The sequence below is a fragment of the Amycolatopsis sp. NPDC043889 genome (assembly GCF_056435645.1).
Genome location: NZ_JBWKEC010000013.1, coordinates 186,901 through 205,291 on the forward strand (window position 1 = coordinate 186,901; position 18,391 = coordinate 205,291).

At 72.3% G+C, this 18,391-nt stretch carries 8 protein-coding genes; 3 read left to right on the plus strand and 5 right to left on the minus strand.

Going from position 1 to position 18,391, the window contains the following annotated elements; translation table 11 throughout:
- Window positions 1–3 precede the first annotated feature (3 nt).
- Entirely contained in the window at window positions 4–2,727 is a 2,724-nt protein-coding gene (locus tag AC0685_RS24170) for an AAA family ATPase (protein WP_478227600.1), read from the plus strand.
- A 7-nt stretch (window positions 2,728–2,734) separates the two neighbouring features.
- On the opposite strand, the gene AC0685_RS24175 is transcribed toward AC0685_RS24170, so the two are convergent.
- From AC0685_RS24175 to AC0685_RS24195, 5 genes are all read right to left on the minus strand, one after another.
- Window positions 2,735–5,497 (minus strand): helix-turn-helix transcriptional regulator, encoded by a 2,763-nt coding sequence (locus tag AC0685_RS24175; protein ID WP_478227601.1) that lies wholly within the window; start codon window positions 5,495–5,497, stop codon window positions 2,735–2,737.
- Window positions 5,498–5,840: 343 nt separating this feature from the next.
- On the minus strand, window positions 5,841–7,385 hold the full coding sequence (locus tag AC0685_RS24180; protein WP_478227602.1) for an MFS transporter: 1,545 nt from the start codon (window positions 7,383–7,385) through the stop codon (window positions 5,841–5,843).
- Window positions 7,382–8,320 (minus strand): ACP S-malonyltransferase, encoded by a 939-nt coding sequence (locus AC0685_RS24185; protein WP_478227603.1) that lies wholly within the window; start codon window positions 8,318–8,320, stop codon window positions 7,382–7,384. The genes AC0685_RS24180 and AC0685_RS24185 overlap by 4 nt, the downstream gene beginning before the upstream one ends.
- Window positions 8,321–8,347: 27 nt before the next feature.
- A complete protein-coding gene (locus AC0685_RS24190) occupies window positions 8,348–9,760 on the minus strand; it encodes a class I adenylate-forming enzyme family protein (protein ID WP_478227604.1) in 1,413 nt (470 codons plus the stop codon).
- A 19-nt stretch (window positions 9,761–9,779) separates the two neighbouring features.
- Window positions 9,780–11,471 carry a flavin monoamine oxidase family protein gene (locus AC0685_RS24195; RefSeq protein ID WP_478227605.1) on the minus strand — a complete coding sequence of 564 codons (1,692 nt, stop codon included), beginning with the start codon at window positions 11,469–11,471 and terminating at the stop codon, window positions 9,780–9,782.
- A gap of 305 nt (window positions 11,472–11,776) precedes the next feature.
- Between AC0685_RS24195 and AC0685_RS24200 the strand changes: the two genes are divergently transcribed.
- Window positions 11,777–18,166: an SDR family NAD(P)-dependent oxidoreductase gene (locus tag AC0685_RS24200; RefSeq protein ID WP_478227606.1), complete on the plus strand. Its 6,390-nt coding sequence runs from the start codon at window positions 11,777–11,779 to the stop codon at window positions 18,164–18,166.
- The gene (locus AC0685_RS24205; RefSeq protein ID WP_340683030.1) at window positions 18,166–18,387 is read left to right on the plus strand and encodes a hypothetical protein; all 222 of its coding nucleotides are present in this window, start codon (window positions 18,166–18,168) and stop codon (window positions 18,385–18,387) included. Before AC0685_RS24200 ends, AC0685_RS24205 begins: the two co-directional genes overlap by 1 nt.
- Window positions 18,388–18,391: the final 4 nt, after the last annotated feature.

An 18,391-nucleotide genomic window follows, 5' to 3' on the forward strand; every position in this document is an offset into this window, starting at 1 on the left:
GTCATGATGATCGAGCGAGCGGATCAGCTGGCCGCGATCGCCGGGGCGGTCGCCGAGGCCCGTGCCGGGGCGGGCGAGTTCGTCGTCGTCCGCGGCGGCCTGGGGGCGGGGCGGTCCGCCCTGCTGCACGCGGCGGGGGAGGAGGCCGCCGCGCGGGGAGTGCGCGTGGTGCGGGCAGCGGCGACACCGCTGGAGCGCGGAGTCGCCCACGGCGTCGTCTGGCTGCTGCTGGAACCCTTGCTGGAGGCGGGTCGTCGCGGGGAACTGCTCACCGCGGTCCGGGCCGACAGCGAATTCCCCGCCGGCCCGCCCGACGCGCGCCGCGCCCATCTCGTGCTGCACGAACTGCTGGAACTGTTCACCGAAATGGTGCGCGACACCGGCCCGGTGGCCCTGCTCGTGGACGATCTCCAATGGGCGGACGCGGCGTCGGCGCGCTGGCTCGCTTACCTGGCCAAACGGATGAGCAGGCTGCGGGTCCTCGTCGTCGCGACCCTGCTGGAGGGCGACGACTCCGCCGACGACATCGTGGTCAAGGACATCGCCCGCACCGCGGCGCGTACGGTGCACGCCACCCCGCTCTCGGCCGCCGGCGTCCGGGCCTACCTGACCGCCCGCTGCGGAGCCGAACCCGCCCCCGAGTTCGCGGACGCCTGCTTCGCCCGCACGGGTGGTTCGCCGATGTTGCTGGACGCGCTGGTCAACACGATACTCGGGCACGGGCTGCGCCCGGTCGCCTCGGCCGCGGCCGAACTCGCCGCGTTGCGCCCCTCGCCCGCGGCGGCCCGGCTGACCCGTTGCCTGCGCGCCCAGCCGGACGACGTCCGCGCGGTGGCCAAGGCGATGGCCGCGCTCGGCGAGGAGACCGAGGCCGGCGTCCTCGCCGAACTCGCGGGACTCGATTCCCCGGACTTCGACGCGGCGCTGCGGGCGCTGCGGAGGCTGGGCATCGTCGAGACCCCCGCCGACGGGCTGCTGCGGTTCGCCGGCGGGATGGCCGGTGATCTCGTCGCCGATCAGCTGAGCGCCGATGAACAGGACCGGTTGCACCTGCGTGCCGCGAACGTCCTGTACCGCAACGGAAGGCCGGTCGAGCAGATCGGCCGCCAGCTGCTCGCGACGGTCGCCGAACCCGAGCCGTGGGCCGCGGACGTCCTGCGGACCGCGGCCAGTGCCGCGCTGGCGAACTCGTCGCCTCGGACGGCCGCCCAGTACCTGCGGCACGCGCTGGCGCATCCGGGCGCCGATCGCGCGGAACTGCTCGTCGATCTCGCCGCCGTCGAACGCGGCTACGACCTGCCCGCCGCCCACCGGCATCTGCATCAGGCACTGGGCCTGATGCGGGATCCGGTCGATCGCGCCTTCGCGCTCGGCCTGCTCCCGGTGGTGGCCGGGCTCCGTTTCGCCGCGGATGTCCGCCGCCTCCGGCAGGTGCTCGTGGAACTGCGGGAGGTCCCGGGCCCGGCCGCGGCCGAAGCGGCGTTGCGCATGGAAGCCCGGCTTCGCTACCTCGAACGAGGAGTGCCCGGTGCCGGGGACGCGGCGGCGGACCGGCTGGCCGAACTCGGTCCCGCGCCCGCGCAGGAGTCTTCGGCCCAGCGGGAACTGGTCGCGGTCCTGCTGTACCTGATGACCGTCGCGGGTGTCGCACCCCGGGAGTCCATTGTGGACCTCGCCAGGCAGGTGCTGGCGCGGGAACCCGGTTCACCGGACCAGATGTACACCACGTTCCCGCTCACCGTGCTGGTGCTGGCGGCGGCGGATTCGCTGGAGGGAGTGGACTCCTGGCTCGCGGCGGCGTGCGGCCCCGCCGCCGACCCCGACCTCCCGACGCTGGTCGCGTGGGCGGGGCAGGCGCTGGTGGCCTCCGCCACGGGGCTGCTCGGCGTCGCCCGCGACCGCGCGCAGGCGGTGCTCGCCTCGGCGGGCCCCAGCCGGGTCGGGATCACCATGACGGCGATGCGGGTGCTGGCCGAAATCGCGATGGAGCAACGAGATCCGGCGCTCGCGCGGCTGCTCGTCGACAACCTGGAGGCCGACCACGATCCGTGGCTGCGGTCATTGGCCTACGGCACCCTGGCGCTGACCGAGGCCAATCACACCGCGGCCGCCGAGTACTTCCTCGACTGCGTGCACCAGCTGGAACGGTTCGGGAACCGGGTGCTGCTGCCGCTGCGCGGCCAGATCGCGCTGCTGCTCGCGGCGACCGACGACCCGAAGCGGGCCGAAGCCGTCGCGCAGGGCGAGGTCGAGCGGGCGTTGTCGTGGGGCGCGCCGTCTTCGGTCGGCCGGGCGTTGCGGATCCGCGCGACGCTGCTCGATCGGGACGAGGACGCCGTCCCGGTGCTGCGCGAAGCCGCGGAAACCCTGTCCCGCTCGGGAGATCGTCTCGAACTCGCCCGCACCCTGGTTCTGCTCGGCGAACGGGCCACCGGGCCCGACGCCCGCGAGTGGCTGCGGGAGGGCCGGAGCCTGGCGGCCGGATGCGGCGCGAGCTGGCTGACCGGATCCGGGGAGCCGCCGGATCAGGCGGACGGCCTGCTGACCGCGACCGAGCAGCGCGTCGTGGAACTGGCGGTGTCCGGGCGCCGCAACCGCGACATCGCGGAACTGCTGGAGGTCACGGTGCGCGCGGTGGAGAAGCACCTCACCAGTTCGTACCGCAAGCTGGGCATCACCGGCCGCGCCCAGCTGGCCGCGGCGATGCGGGGCCACCGGGCGGGGTGAATGCCGATCAGGATCCGGTGGGCGCCGCCGTGTCGAGGCGGCCCTGCAGCCACGCCGCGGCCAGCTCCACGCGGGAATGACTGCCGGTGCGCTCGAACAGCGACGTCAGCCGCGCTTCGACGCGTTTCTCACTGACCTGCAGCGCGGCCGCGATCTGCCGGTTCGTGTGGCCGCTCGCGATCAGGCCGACGATGTGGCGCTCCAAGGGATCCAGCGCCGCCCGGTCGGTCCGGTCCGCCTGCTCCGGCGAGACGGCGATGCGGTGCCGGTCGAGCAGCGCCGAAACGGACGCCAGCTCGGCGACCGCGCCGAGCCGCTCCAGCGTCCGGCGCGCTTCCAGCAGCGACGGCGCGGGAACCGGGCTCACCTCGCCGAACGCCGTGCACGCCTCGGCGATCCGGAACACGTCGCCGGACTGCCGGGCCAGTTTGACCCCCGCGTGCACCGATTCCCTGTCCCCGCGCACGAGACCGCCGCACACCAGGGCCGCCTCCTGGACCGACGGGGTCGGGCATCGGGTCGCGAGGTTCTCCAATTCGGCCAGCAGACGGGTCACGGTCTCGGTGTCACCTTGACGCCGCGCGCCGTACAGGAGCCGCGCGAGAAGCCGTTCCATACCCGCGCGCACGCCGCGTTCGCGGCAGTCGAGGTAATCCCGCCAGCCGCGCTCCACCGCCTCGTCGTGCCGTCCTTCGGTTTGGCGCAGCCGGCAGCGGACCCAGGCGGCACAGGCGTCGACGGACGTCCGGAAAGGCAAGCGGCGCAACCAATCCGCTGCTCGTTCCGGCTGATCGCGCTGGGCGCAGATCTCCGCGGCGAACACACTCGCGAACCGGTGGCGACGGGGTGGATCCCACCACAGGCGGTCGCCTTCGAGTCGCCGCGCCAGCGACAGCGCCGTGTCCCACTCGCCTTCGCGGTAGGCCTGCCGGACGGCGTGCCAGTCGCACGAGAACCCGGTCGAGGGCGGCTGGTACCGGCCGCACAGCAGGACCTTCAGCACGCTGACCGTGTCGAGGACCTCGGCGGCCTCGGCGACGTCCTCGTGCGGCGGCATCTCCGTCGATACCAGCCATTCTTCGGCAGGCCTGCCACCGTCGCCGGGCAACGAGCCGAGCAGGATCCCGGCGCCGAGGGCGAACAGACGGTCGTCTTCGGCGCCGCAGGCACGCGCGAGCGCCCGGACCGCCTCGGCGGCCACCGGCCGGTCGGCCCGGTTGACCGCGTCCAGCAGGCGGTGGCATTCGTGAGCCGAGTCGAGGGCGCGGGCGACCTCGACTGCCAGCGATCGTACGACGTCGAGTTCGGCGAGCCGCTGATCGTGGGCGAGGGCACCCAGCCAGCACAGCAGCGCGGTGACGGACAGCCGTGCGGACGGCTCGGCGTCGGCGAGTCGCGGTGCGACGACGGTGGCGAGGTCGTCGGCCAGCGTGCCGTACTCACCGGCCGCGAGGCTGTCCGCGAGCAGCGCACGGAGCGTTTCGGGGAAGCGGGCGTCGGCCGGCGCGAGCAGCCGCAGCGCCGCCCTCCGGTAGCGGCGGGCCGTGGGCAGGTCGGCGTTCGCCGCGGCTTCCAGCAGCGGGCTCGCGGCCTCGGGATCCGGCGGCGACGGCGGAAGCTCCGCGAGATGCGGGGCGATCTCGGCGGATCGCCGCTCCCGGACGATCCGCCGATGCAGCACGGCGCGCCAGCGCGCGCCGTGCTCCAGCCGGAGCCTGTCGGCCAGGGCGGGGACGGCGAACTCGATCGCGCCGTCGGTACCGCTGCCGGTGCGAAGGATCCCGGCCCGGACCAGATCGTCGAGGGCCTGTCCCACGATGGACGGCGTCATTCCCGCCGCGGAGGCCAGCCAAGGCAGTCTTTCGAGGGTGACGGCGCTTTGTTCGCCCAGCACCGCGATGATGGCGGCCAGCCGCCGGGCGCGCGGCCCGAGCCGTCGCAGGCGGAGCGTCTCAGGATGCCCGCCGGGCAGCACGATCGGCGTTCCCGCGCCGATCAGGCACACGTGCTCGTCGATGACCGCCAGTCTGCCGGTGGCGCGCAGGCCCGCGACCGTCGCGCCGACCGTGCCGGGATTGCCGAACAGCGGCCCGAGCGCGGCGCGCACCGCCGTGACGAACGCGGGATCACTCGCGATCCGCCCGGCGCGGGTCGTCCAGGCGGGGAGCAGCGCGGTCGCCTCGTCGGCGGTCAGCGGCAGGAGACCGATCGCGCCGTCGGCGACGGCGAACACCTTGCCGACCGGGCCGTCCCGCCTGCTCCGGCCGGTCACGGTCGCGACGGTGACCGTCCCGGTGGCGCGGGCGCCTTCGGCGACCAGGGTGAGCACGGTGGCGAGCTCCGGCGGCAGCAGGTCGAAGTCGTCGAACAGCAGCACGATGCGGCCGCGCGGGGCGAGCGTGGCGAGGACGGTGACCAGATCGTGGGCCGTCGTCTGCGGTCCGGCGCCGGAACCCGATTCGAGCCGGGTTCGCAGCCAGGCGACCGCGCTGAGCATGCTGACCAGCTCGGGGCGGTCGAGGACGGTGATCAGCTCGGCCAGCTGGGTCGTCAGCCGGAGGAGGACGGTCCTGGGCTCGAGGCCGGCGGGCACGGCCAGCACGGCGGCACCGGAGCGGCGGCCGCGCTGGGCGAGACCGGAGAGAACGGTGCTGCGGCCACTGCCCGAAGGCCCGTGCACCACCCAGATCGCGCCGGGCCCCGTGAGCACCCGGTCCAACGCGGCCTGCGCGTCCTCCGGTCCGGCGCTCGTGACGGCCGTCGCTCCCATTTCCCTCCTCGGCCGTCGCGGGTCCACGGCGCGGCCGGGCGACGGTCGCTCCGAGCATGGCGCAAGGAGGACCGTTCGGTCGGGAGGTCAGGCGGCCGGGGCACCTTCGGCCAGCATAGTTGCCCCGGCGGACCACGGTCGGCCGCTCTTCGGGATGGTCCGTGGCAGTGCGGAAGGGAACGTCACTTCGTCATGAGGGGGCCGGCGAGACACGCCCGGCCAAGTCCGTGAAGGCCTCCTTCCCTACCTTGAGAGTAGGGAAGGAGGCCTTCACGTCGTTCCTGGCCGTACGTCCGTGAAGGACCGCTTCGTGTACTTCGGACCCTGCGCGACGCCCACCAAGTCACGGCAGCGGGCTCGGAGCGGGCCGCGGAGGCGGCACGTCGGTCTCGATCACCTTCGGCACGCCCCGCAGGCTCCGCAGCGCCACCAGCGCGAGGATCGTCATCACCGCCGCGCTGCCCAGCATGCTCGTCCGGATGCCGCCGACGAACGACTCCTCGGCAGCCGTGCGGACCGCCGTCGCCACCGGTTCGGGCAGGCCGGTCGCGACCGCCGCGGTGGCGCTGAACGATTCCCGCACCTGGGCGGCCAGATCGGGCGGCACTCCGGCGGGCAGCGTCAGTTCGGCGTGGTAGACGGCGGACAGCACGCTGCCGACCACCGCGATCCCGAGTGAGCCGCCGAGTTCGTAGGCGGTGGCGGAGATCGCCGACGCGGCACCGGCGCGGTCGCGAGGCACCGTGCCGAGGATGGTGTCGCCGGTGACGGTCAGTGTGAGCCCGGCGCCCGCGCCGAAAGCCACCTGCGCGGCCAGCACCAGCAGGTACGGCGAGTCCGTGCTCACCGCGCCGAACAGCCCGAAGCCGATCGACGCCAGCGCCAGCCCGCCCGAGACCGTCGGCGCCCGGCCGAACCGGCGCACCGCCTTGGCCGCCACGACACCGCCCGCGACGAGTGCGGCGACGGCGCCGGGCACGAAGGCCAGCCCGGAGCGCAGCGGACTCCAGCCCAGCACGAGCTGGAAGTACTGGCTCGAGATCAGCGCGAACGCCGACATCGTGAACACCGACACCAGATTCGAGCCGACCGACGCCGAGAAACCGCGGCGCCGGAACAGATCGAGATCGATCAGCGGCTGCTCCAGCCGACGCTGGCGCCTGCCGAACCACAGCAGCGACGCACCTCCGAGAGCGAACGCGCCGAGCACCTCCGGATACCAAAGCCCGGCGTAGAACGCGCCTTTCAGCGCGTACACCACGGCGACCAGCCCGACGATGGACAGCAGCACACTGGGCAGGTCGAGCCGCAACCGGCCGCTGGACCGAGACTCCGGTACGACGCGCGCGGCGCCGAGGATCAGCAGCGCCACCGGGATGTTGACGAGGAACACCGAGCCCCACCAGAAGTGTTCCAGCAGGACCCCGCCGACGATCGGGCCGATGGCGAAACCCGCGGCCGAAACCCCGGCGGTCACCCCGACCGCGGCCGTCCGCGCTCGCTGCGTGGTGAAAACCGCGCGTAGCAAGGAAGTCGTCGAAGGCAGCACGGCGGCACCCGCGATTCCCAGCAGCGCGCGGGCCGCGATGAGCAGCTCGGCACTCGGGGCGTAGGCCGCCACCAATGAGCCCAGCGCGAACGCGGTGACGCCGATGAGCAGCACCCGGCGCCTGCCGAACCGGTCGCCGAAATTGCCCATGGTCACCAGCAGGCCGCCCATGGCGAACCCGTAGACGTCCGCGATCCACAGCAGTTCCTCGGCCGAAGCGCCGAGCTGCGTGGTCAGCGCGGGTACCGCCAGATGCAGCACGGTCATGTCGATCGCGACCATCAGCTGCGCCAGGCAGGACACCATGATCGTCGCGACGTCGCGGACCTTGGTGCTCATGCGGCCACCGCCTCTCGCCCGCGGGGCCGTCGTCTCGGTTTCAGAGTGTCCCGGAGGTCGGCGCGCAGCAGGGTGAACGCCGACGTCAGCCCGGGCAGCCGGTGCAGCAGGTGGTCCGGACCGGCGACGAGGACCCGGCCGACGCCGAGCGTGGCGAACCGGTGGACCAGCCCCGGCAGCCGGACCGCGTTGACCGTCGACTCCAGCAGGAGCGATGCCACCTCGTCGCCGGTCCGGACCGGCTCACCGTCCTGATCGGACACGATCGGCAGCTCCGGGTCGGCGAAACCGAACCCGCCGAAGACCTCTTCCGCCAGCCTGTCGCGCAATCCGCCGAGCATCCGCGCGTGCGCCGCGGGACGCATGGTGGTGAGCGCGTAACCGCCCGCGGCCCGGACGCGCCGGACGAATTCGTCCAAATCGGACTCGCGCAAGGTCACCAGGTGGACCTCGTCGTCGAACCGGCCGGAGAGTTCGTGGCCGATCCCGTCGAGGATCCCGCCGAGCGCCGCCTCCGGCGTGCGCACGATGAACTGGCTGACGAGATCCTGGTGCGCCGTCTCGAAGTACTCCCGTTCCCGCCGTGCGACGGCGTCGACGAGCCGGACGAGATCCGCCACGGGAAGGGCGCCGGCGCGGACCACGGCGGCGCGTTCACCGAAGCTGGCGCCGCCGACCGCGACCGGCACCAGCCCGTGCTCCCGCTCGGCGCGTTCGGCCAGCGCCAGCGACGCGAGCACGAACGCGATCTGGGTGTGCTCGTTGTACTCCTCGTCCGTTCTGGCGAGCGGATCCAGCAGGGAGCGGCCGAGCGCGTGCTCCGCCACGCCGAGCAGGCGCCGGGCCAGGGGATCGATGACGAGGAAGCGGCCCAGTTCGCGAGCACGGGCGGGGCCCATGCCGGGGAACAGGACGGCATCGGTGGAACTTTCCACTGCGCACACCCGGTTTCGTGGTGGGGATCAGAGTTGTTCGGCGGCGGCGAATTGTTCGAGCCGCTTCCGGTCCGGTTTCCCGTTGCGGTTCAACGGGAACTGATCGGTGACGAGGACGCGGTTCGGCTGCTCGGCGGGCGGCAGCACACCGCAGATCCGGTCGCGCCAGTACCGCGAGTCCCGCCGAGCGTCGTCCTCGACGACGAAGACCAGGCTCGACCCGCGACGCTGATCGGGCAGCGCGACGATCTTCGCCGAACAGCCCTCCCCGGCCAGCCGGTGCTCGATCACCTCGGGATGCAGGGTGTGCCCGTTGCGGTGCACCGCCCGTTTGCGACCGACGACGAGCAGGTTCCCGTCCGCGTCGAGACGGCCGAGGTCTCCGGTCGCGTACCAGCCGCGGTCGACGGGGATCACCTGCCCGGTCGCGTCGAGGTAGCCCTCCATGAGGTCGGGGTCGAGGACGAACAGTTCGCCGATCTCGCCGTGGGGCAGCACGGTGCCGTCGTCGGCGCGGACTTCCAAGTCCAGTCCTTCGACGATTTGCCCGCAGCCACGCGGGTTCCCGATGTTGGCGAAGGCCACGTTGCCCATCTCGGTGCTGCCATAGCTGTCGAGCAGCGGCATGCCGAACAGCTCTTCGGACTGCTCCACGACGCCGGGTTCGAGTGGCGCGGCGCCGCTGCACAGCATGCGCACCCGGGAGAATTCCTCTTTGAGCGCCGGACGTTTGCCGATGATGTTGAACAGGCTGCGATAGGTGGACGGCGTCGCGTCGACGACCGTCGCCCCGGCACGTCCGGCCAGGCGCAGCGCCCGGTCGGGGCGGCGGTACGGCGCGATCACCAGCGAGCAGTCCCGCAGCCACGCGATCATCACCATCGAAAGGCCGTACTGGTGGTTGAACGGCAGCAGCGGCAGGAGGACGTCGTCGGCGACGTGGCCGACGAGATCGGCGTTGCGCTCGAGGTTCTTCAGGAACCGCGCGCCGTTCTTCGCGACGCCCTTGGGGATGCCGGTCGAACCGGACGACCACATCACGAGACTGTCGGGCAGCTTTTCCCAGACGTCGAAACGCAACTGGACATCCGTCGGGGCCCGGTCGGCGGCGGCCACCATGATCTCGTAGGTGTAGGCCGACGGCGCGTCCGGCGGCATCGGCGCGTCGTCGTCGATGACGGCCAGCACGACACCGGAGCCGGCGATCGTTTCGGCCGTGCGGTCGGCGTGCTCCATATGGTCGACGAGCACCACCGACGCGCCGACGTGCATCAGCGCGACGAGGATCGTCAGATAGGCCAGCGTGTTGTCGGCCTTGAGCAGGACACGGTCACCGGAGCCGACGCCGCGGTCCCGCAGCACCTCGGCGACGCGGAGGGCCTGCTGTTCGAAGGCCGCGCCGCCGGTGACCGCGTCGGGGGAATAGATCTTCGCGAACATGGGGAAGTCCTTTCCGCTGTCAATCCAGGCTCACCGGGGCGATTTCGTCGAACACGTCGCCGGGACCGGGGTTGTCCGGATGGGTGCCGCCGCCCAGGTGCTCGACGACGCCCCATACGGCGTTCAGCGCGGTGGTGACCGCGCTCTCGGAGAAACCGGCGATCCACGCGACGTCGTCGCCGGCGAGGAAGAAGCCGCGGTGGTGCTCGGCGGCGTCACGCTGCATGAACTGGGTGAACAGGCGCCGCTGGTAGCGGTAGCTGCCGGGAAGGCAGGATTTGAAGGCGCCCTTGAAATGCGGCTGCGTCTCCCAGGTGATCGCGATCGGCGGGCCGATCATGTGCGACCGGATGTCGACACCCGGATAGATCTTGGCCAGCGCGGAGAGCATCACGTCGAGCCGCTCGTCCGGGCTCAGCGACGCGACCTTGAGCGAGTCGTCGTTCCAGGTGTAGGAGAGCAGCATCGTGCCGGGTTCGTCGGGGCCGTTGTCGATCAGGTAGACCCCGCGCGGGATGCGGTCGGTGAGCGTCGTGCTCATCACGTCGCGGCCGGTCGCCGGGTCCTGGTCGAGCCAGAACGGCCGGTCGGTGATGACGAACAGTTTCGACGCGCCCATGTAGTGGGTGCGCTCCAGCGCGGTCCAGACCGGCTGCGGCAGCAGGGCGTCGTCGCTCTTCATCCCCGAGAGCAGGTTCCAGTTCTGCGCGGCGAAGATCGCCGCCGGGTACGTGCGCACGTCGCGGTTCGCGTCCTCGATGGTGAACCCGCGGCCGGTGCGGTCGATCCGGACCACCGCCGGGCGCGGTTCGCCGCCGTGCAGGCTTTCCAGTGACGTGCCGGACGGCCAGTAGTCGAGGTCGGCGGGTTCGTCCGCCCACAGCCCGAGCGGCAGCTGCTGGCAGCCGCCGAGGATCCGGTGGTGCTCGTCGCTGGTGTCGGTGCAGATCACCCGCAGGATTTCGAGCGCGGAGTTGGGGAAGTCGGTGTCCCAGCCGCCGCAGCCGAAGCCGACCTGGCCGAAGATCTCGCGGTGCTCGAACGACGAGAACAGCGGCGACGAGGTGAGGAAGCCGTAGAACGACACGTTGTCGAACTTGGTGACCAAGTGGTTCCACAGTGCCTTGATGGTCGTGATGTCGCGGCGCCGGATGGCGTCCTCCATCAGCGACATGTCGGCCTGCTCCTGGAGCGTCTTCGTCCAGGCGTCGTTGACCTCGCGGTATACCGGCGGCAGGTCGGCGGACGTGCGCGCCCAATGGTTCTCGCCGTGCAGGTTGATCACCGTGCTCGGCGACGCGGGGGAGAGCGGGTTGGGGAACGGCGTCGTCTCCAGGCCCACCTTGTCGATGTAGTGAAAGAGAGCCCCGGCGGACGGCGGGAACCGCATCGCGCCCAGTTCGGCGACGGCGTCCGGGTAACCGGGCAGGCTCACCGACCGCATCCGGCCGCCGAGCTGCTCGGCCTCGTAGATCACCGGTTTGAGGCCGAGCTTCATCAGCTCGTAGGCGGCCACCATCCCGGACAGGCCGCCGCCGATCACCGCGACCTCGGTGCCGTGCGCCTGGCGCGGCACCCGGCCGAGACCGGCGGGATGGCGGAGCCAGTCGTCGTAGGCGAACGGGAAATCGGGGCACAGCATGCTCGTCGGCGGCGCCGCCTCGGCCCGGGGGCCGGGCAGGATGCGTTCTTCGACGGGAGACAGGGTCATCGGCGTTACCTCCGGCACTGGTGTCTGGCGTCGCGCGGACGACCGCGGGCCGGCACGGCGGACGCCGGCGTTCTCGTGCGGCTACGGGTCTCGGCGCTGAAATCCGGTTCGCCGAAAGCCACGTTAACGATTCCGTCCCGGCGCGCCGGATACCTTTTCCACCGCTTGCCCACGGCACGGAAACCGGGCAGGGGAGCGGCCGGTTACCCGGCGGTGGAACAGTTCCGCCCCGCCCGCGAGGGCCGCTGTGGCTAGCTGGACCGCGACTTCCCTGTGCCGGGCGACCCGAGGTGGCGAGTGCGCGCATGACCGAGCTGGATTCCCTGCGACGGCTGGAAAGCAGGCCGCGCGCCGAGCGGCGCCGCACGCTGCTGGGCCTGGTGCGCCGGGCGACGTCGGCGGTGCTGGACGGGCCGCTCCCGCCCGGCCGCACCTTCGCCGATCTCGGGTTCGATTCCCTGCTGGCGGTGAAGCTGCACGCGTGGCTGACCGCCGAGACCGGCCTCGAACTCCCGGTGACTCTCGCCTATGACCATCCCGGACCCGAATCGCTGGCGGCCTTCCTCGACGAGTGCCTCTTCGGAGCCGAGGCCGCGGACACCGCGGAAGGGGGTGCGGTCACCGGCGAACCGATCGTGATCGTCGGCATCGGCTGTCGCTTCCCCGGCGGCGCGGACTCACCCGAGGGCCTCTGGTCCATTGTGGATGAAGGCAGGGACGTGGTCACGGAATTCCCCCGTGACCGCGGCTGGGACGTCGACGGTCTCTACGACCCGCGACCGGGTACCCCGGGCAAGACGTACGTGCGCCACGGCGGTTTCCTGCCCGGTGCGGCCGAATTCGACGCCGGGTTCTTCGGTATCTCGCCGCGTGAGGCGCTGGCGATGGACCCGCAGCAACGGCTGGTCCTGGAGACGGCGTGGGAGGCGCTGGAACGCGCCGGGATCGATGCCGGAACCCTGACGGGCAGCCGGACCGGAGTGTTCGTCGGCGCCGAGCCGCAGGAATACGGTACCCGCCTGGCCGACGCGCCCGAGGGGCTCGACGGGCTCCTGCTCACCGGCAGCGCGCCGAGCGTCGTCTCCGGAAGGATCGCGTACACCCTCGGTCTGCAGGGACCGGCGTTGACCGTCGACACCGCCTGCTCCGGGTCGCTGGTCGCGCTGCATCTCGCGGTCCGCGCGCTGCGGAACGGTGAATGCGGCCTCGCGCTCGCCGGTGGGGTCGCCGTGCTCGGCACCCCCGGCCCGTTCGTGGCCTTCTCGAACCAGCGCGGCCTGGCGCCGGACGGGCGCTGCAAGCCGTTCTCGGCCGCGGCGGACGGCACCGCGTGGGCCGAGGGCGCGGGAATGTTCGTGCTGGAAAGGCTTTCCGACGCCGAACGGCACGGGCATCCGGTGCTCGCGGTGATCCGCGGCAGCGCGGTCAACTCCGACGGCGCGTCGAACGGGCTCACCGCGCCGAACGGCCCGTCCCAGCAGCGGGTGATCCGCGCCGCGCTGGCCGACGCCGGACTGTCGGCGTCCACTGTGGACGCCGTCGAGGCGCATGGCACAGGGACCACGCTCGGCGACCCGATCGAGGCGCAGGCGCTGCTCGCGACGTACGGCCGGGACCGGGAAACACCGCTGTGGCTGGGTTCGGTGAAGGCCAACATCGGGCACGCGCAGGCGGCCGCGGGGGCGGCCGGGGTGATCAAGATGATCATGGCGCTGCGTCACGGCCGTTTGCCGCGATCTCTGCACGGTGCCGATCCGACCCCGGCGGTCGACTGGTCCGCCGGCGCGGTCTCCCTGCTGGCCGAGCCGGTCGACTGGCCCCGTGGCGGGGAACCGCGCCGGGCCGCCGTCTCGTCGTTCGGCATCTCCGGCACGAACGCCCACCTGATCCTGGAGGAACCGGCACCCGTCGCGACCGCCGAGCCCTCGCCCTCAGCGCCCTCGCCGGTCGCCGTCGCGTTCTCGGCCGCCGATCCGGACGCGTTGCGGGCCCACGCGGCACAGCTCGCCGCCGTCGACGCGAATCCGGTGGACCTCGCCTTCTCGCTCGCCAAGACCCGGGCGACGCTGACGGAACGCGCCTTCGTCCTGGCGCCGGACGCCGCGAGCCTGACGGAAGCGCTGACCGCGTTCGACGAACGGGTGCTCCGCGGCGGCCCGCTCCAGGAACCCGCCGAACTCGCGTACCTGTTCACCGGGCAGGGTGCCCAGCGCATCGCGATGGGCCGCGAGCTCTATGCCGCTTACGACGGCTATGCCGAGGCTTTCGACGAGGTCTGCGCGCATGTCGACCTGCAGCTCGATCCGCCGCTGCGGGACGTGGTGTTCGGCGAGGCCGACCCGGCGTTGCTCGACCGCACCGACTACGCGCAGCCCGCGTTGTTCGCCGTCGAGGTCGCCCTGTTCCGGCTGCTGGAGTCCTGGGGTGTCGCCCCGGCTTATCTGTGCGGGCATTCGGTCGGTGAGTTCGCGGCCGCGCACGTCGCCGGTGTGCTGTCACTGTCCGACGCGGCGATGCTGGTGACCGCGCGCGGAAGGCTCATGCGTGAGCTGCCCGAAGGCGGCGCGATGGTGTCCCTGCGTGTCTCCGAGAAAAGGGCTCATGCGTTGCTGGCCGGGCACGAGCGGCGCGCCGGGATCGCGGCGGTCAACGGTACGGACGCGGTCGTGCTGTCCGGTGCCCGTGACGCGCTGGAGACGGCGATCGGCGGCTTCGACGGCAAGGTCAAGTGGCTCAATGTCAGCCACGCGTTCCACTCCCCGTTGATGCGGGACATGCTCGACGACTTCGCCCGGATCGCGCGGCTCGCCGACTACCACCCCGCGAACCTGCCGATCGTCTCGACGGTCACCGGCGAGATCGGCGGGCACGACTCCGCCGACTACTGGATCCGCCACGTCGAAGCGACCGTCCGCTTCGCCGACGCGTCGCGTGTCCTGCGGGACAACGGCTGCGGCACCTACCTGGAGCTGGGCCCGGACGGCGTCCTCTCGGCGCTGGTCGAAGACGGTGTCGCGCGCCCGTTGCTCCGCCGCGACCGGCCCGAAGTCCCCGAACTCCTGACCGCGCTGGGCACCGCCCACGTCCGCGGGGTGGACGTCGACTTCGCCGCGCTCGTCCCGGGCGGGCGCCGGATCGACTTGCCGACCTACCCGTTCCAGCGGTCGAAGTACTGGCTCACGCCCGGCCCGGGCCGTGACGCGCGCGGCCTCGGCCTGCGCCGCGCCGAACACCCGCTCCTCGGGGCGGTGGTCGCGGTGCCCGGCGGCGACACCGTGTTCACCGCGCGGCTCTCGACGACCGATCAGCCCTGGCTGGACGGCCACCGCGTCGGCGACGACATTCTTTTCCCCGGCACCGGATTCCTCGAACTCGCGCTGCACGCCGGAGCCGAAACGGGCTGCGGACGGGTGGAGGAACTGACCCTGGGCGCCCCGCTCGTGCTGTCGGCCGCGGCCGAGATCCAGGTGGTGGTGGCCGCCGCGGACGACGACGGCCGCCGAGCGGTCACCGTCCATTCGCGACCGGAGCACGGCGAGGAGTGGACGCGGCACGCGAACGGAGTCCTCGCGCCGGACAGCGACGCCGACGTCCCGGGGATCGCATGGCCGCCGCCGGGTGAAGCCCAGTCCCTGGAAGGGTTCTACGACAACCTGCCCGGCTTCGGCTACGAAGGCGTGTTCCGTGGCCTGCGCTCGGTGTGGATCGATGGCGACGACGTTTACGCCGAGGTCGCGCTTCCCGCGGACGAGAACGGCGGCTTCGGTATCCACCCGGCATTGCTGGACGCCGGGCTGCACGCGATGTTCTTCCGTGAGTCGGCGGAATCCGCCGGTGGGCTGCCCTTCTCCTGGTCGGACGTCCGCCTGCGGGCGAGCGGCGCGACCGCGTTGCGGCTGCGGATCACGTTCCACGCGGCGGACACCGTGTCGCTGGTCGCCGTCGACCCCTCGGGCGCCGAGGTGCTGAGCGTTGGCTCGCTGGCCGTCCGCCGCCCGGTCGCCCGCGGCCAGGAACTCCCCGGTGGACTGTTCACTGTGGACTGGACGCCGATCGCGGTCGCGGAACCGGTGGCGTGCACGGCGTATCCGGAGGTCGTCCCCGGCAAGCCCGCGGTGCTGTCGGTGCTGCCCGAAGGCGACCCGGTCACCTCCGCGCACGAGCTCGGCGCGCGTGTCCTGGAAGTGCTGCAGGACTGGGTGACGCGGGAAGAGTCCACTTTGGTCATCCACACGCGACACGCGGCTGGACCGGACGCCACGGATCCGGCGGCAGCGTCGATCTGGGGCCTGGTGCGCAGTGCACAGGCCGAGCACCAGGGCCGGTTCGTCCTCGTCGACGGCGAGGCCGAAGACGTGCCGATGGCGGTGGCGACCGGGGAACCGCAGGTCGCCGTGCGCGACGGCGTCCCGCTCGTGCCGCGGATCGCCGAGGCGGGCGCGGGAGTCCTGCTGCCGCCCGGCGGGCCTTGGCGGCTGGGCAAGTCGGGCGAGGGAACAGTCGACGACCTGGTCCTGGAGACCGCGGGCGAACCGGACCTCGGACCGGAAGACGTGCGCATCGCCGTCCGCGCGGCGGGGCTGAACTTCCGTGACGTGCTGAACGTCCTGGGCATGTACCCTGGCGAGGCCGGGCCGCTGGGCTGCGAGATAGCCGGGACCGTGCTGGCCACCGGCGCCGCAGTGACCGACCTGGCGCCGGGTGACCGGGTGATGGGCATGGTGCACGGCGGGATCGGCCCGGTCGCCGTCGGCGAGCGCCCGTTCCTGACGCGCGTCCCGGACGCCTGGACCGACGAGCAGGCCGCGACCGTGCCGCTCGTCTTCCTGACCGCCTACTACGCGCTGGTCGACCTGGCCGGTCTGAAAGCGGGCGAGTCGATCCTGATCCATTCGGCCGCGGGCGGGGTCGGGATGGCGGCGACCCAGCTCGCCCGCCGGCTGGGCGCCGAGGTGTTCGGCACCGCCAGTGAGGGCAAGCAGCACGTCCTGCGCGCGGCCGGGCTGCCCTCGGACCACATCGCGTCCTCGCGGACCCTCGACTTCGCCGAAGCCTTCCGGACCGCGACCGGCGGACGCGGGGTCGACGTCGTGCTCAACTCCCTCGCGGGCGATTTCGTCGACGCCTCGCTCGGCGTGACCGCGTCCGGCGGCCGGTTCCTCGAAATGGGCAAGACCGACGTCCGCGCGCCGGAGAACGTCGCCTACCGCGCCTTCGACCTGATCGAAGCGGGCCGGACGCGCACCGCCGAGATCTGGGCCGAGCTGATCACCCTGTTCGACCAGGGCGCGCTCACCCCGTTGCCGGTGCGGACCTGGGACGTCCGGCACGCGCCCGACGCGTTCCGGTTCGTCAGCCAGGCCAGGCATGTCGGCAAGGTCGCGCTCACCGTCCCGCGAGCGCTCGATCCGGACCGGACGGTGCTCGTCACCGGCGGCACCGGCGGGCTCGGGGCGCTCGTCGCGCGGCATCTCGTGACCACGCACGGCGTCCGCAGGCTGCTGCTCACCAGCCGCCGCGGCCCGGACGCACCGGGCGCGGGAGAGCTGGCGGCGGAGCTCACCGGTCTGGGTGCCGAAGTCCGGGTCGTGGCCTGTGACGTCGCCGACCGGGACGCGCTCGCCGTACTGCTGGACGGTGTCGAGCTGACCGGCGTCGTGCACACCGCGGGTGTCCTCGACGACGGCGTGCTGACCGGCCTGACCCCCGAGAGGCTCGCGAAAGTGTTGCGCCCCAAGGTGGACGCCGCCTGGCATCTGCACGAACTCACCCTCGGCCACGACCTCGCGCTCTTCGCGCTCTACTCGTCGGTGTCCGGGATCGTCGGCTCTGCGGGCCAGGCCTCCTACGCCGCCGCGAACACGTTCCTGGACGCCTTGGCCGCCCACCGCAGGACGCAGGGCTTGCCCGCGGTCTCGCTCGCATGGGGGCTCTGGCGGGAAGGCATGGGCAGCGGGCTGGCCGAGAACGACGTCGACCGCATGGCGCGCGAAGGCCTGCCGCCGCTGACCGCGGAGTCCGGGCTGGCCCGGTTCGACGCCGCCCTCGACGGCGGGTTCACCGCCGTCCTGCCGATCGAACTGGACCGCGCCGCGTTGCGCGCCCACGCCAGGACCACCGAAGTGGCGCCCGTGCTGCGCGGTCTCGCCAAGGTCACCACCCGGCGCGCGGCGGCGCCCGCGACCACGGGCGGCGCCGGTCTCGGCGAGCGGCTCACCGCACTGCCCGACGAGGAGCGCACGGCTTTGCTGATCGACCTGGTGCGGCACAACGCCGCCGCCGTCCTCGGCCACGAGGCGGGCGGCATGATCGATCCGGCCCGCGCGTTCAAGGACCTCGGCTTCGACTCGCTGACGTCGGTGGAACTGCGCAACCGGATCAACACCGTCACCGGGCTGCGCCTCTCGGCCACCGCGGTCTTCGACCATCCGACCGTCGCGACACTCGCCGGGCATCTCCTGTCCGAACTGGCCCCTCCGTCGCTCAGCGCGGCCGACGCGGTGCTCGCCGAACTCGACCGGCTCGCGGAACGCCTGACCGCCGTCGACGACGACGGCCGGACCGCGGTCGCCGTCCGTCTGCGGACGCTGCTCGACGGCATCACCACGACGGGGACCGGCGTCGGCGGACGGCTGGAGGACGCGACCGCGGACGAGGTCGTCGACTTCCTGGCCACCGAACTGGGGATTTCGTGATGGCGGACAAGAAAGCCGTCGCCAAGGTGCTGGCCGACATCGAGCGGCTGAGCGAACGCCTCGGCGATCTGGACCCCGAAGACCGCAAGAAGGTCGCCAAGCCGCTGAAGAAGCTGCTGCTGGCCTACGCGGCGGGCGACAAGGACGACGAATTCGACGACCTGCTCTTCGACGCCGCTGTCGACAAGGTCTTCGACTTCCTCACCGACGAGATCTTCTGACCAC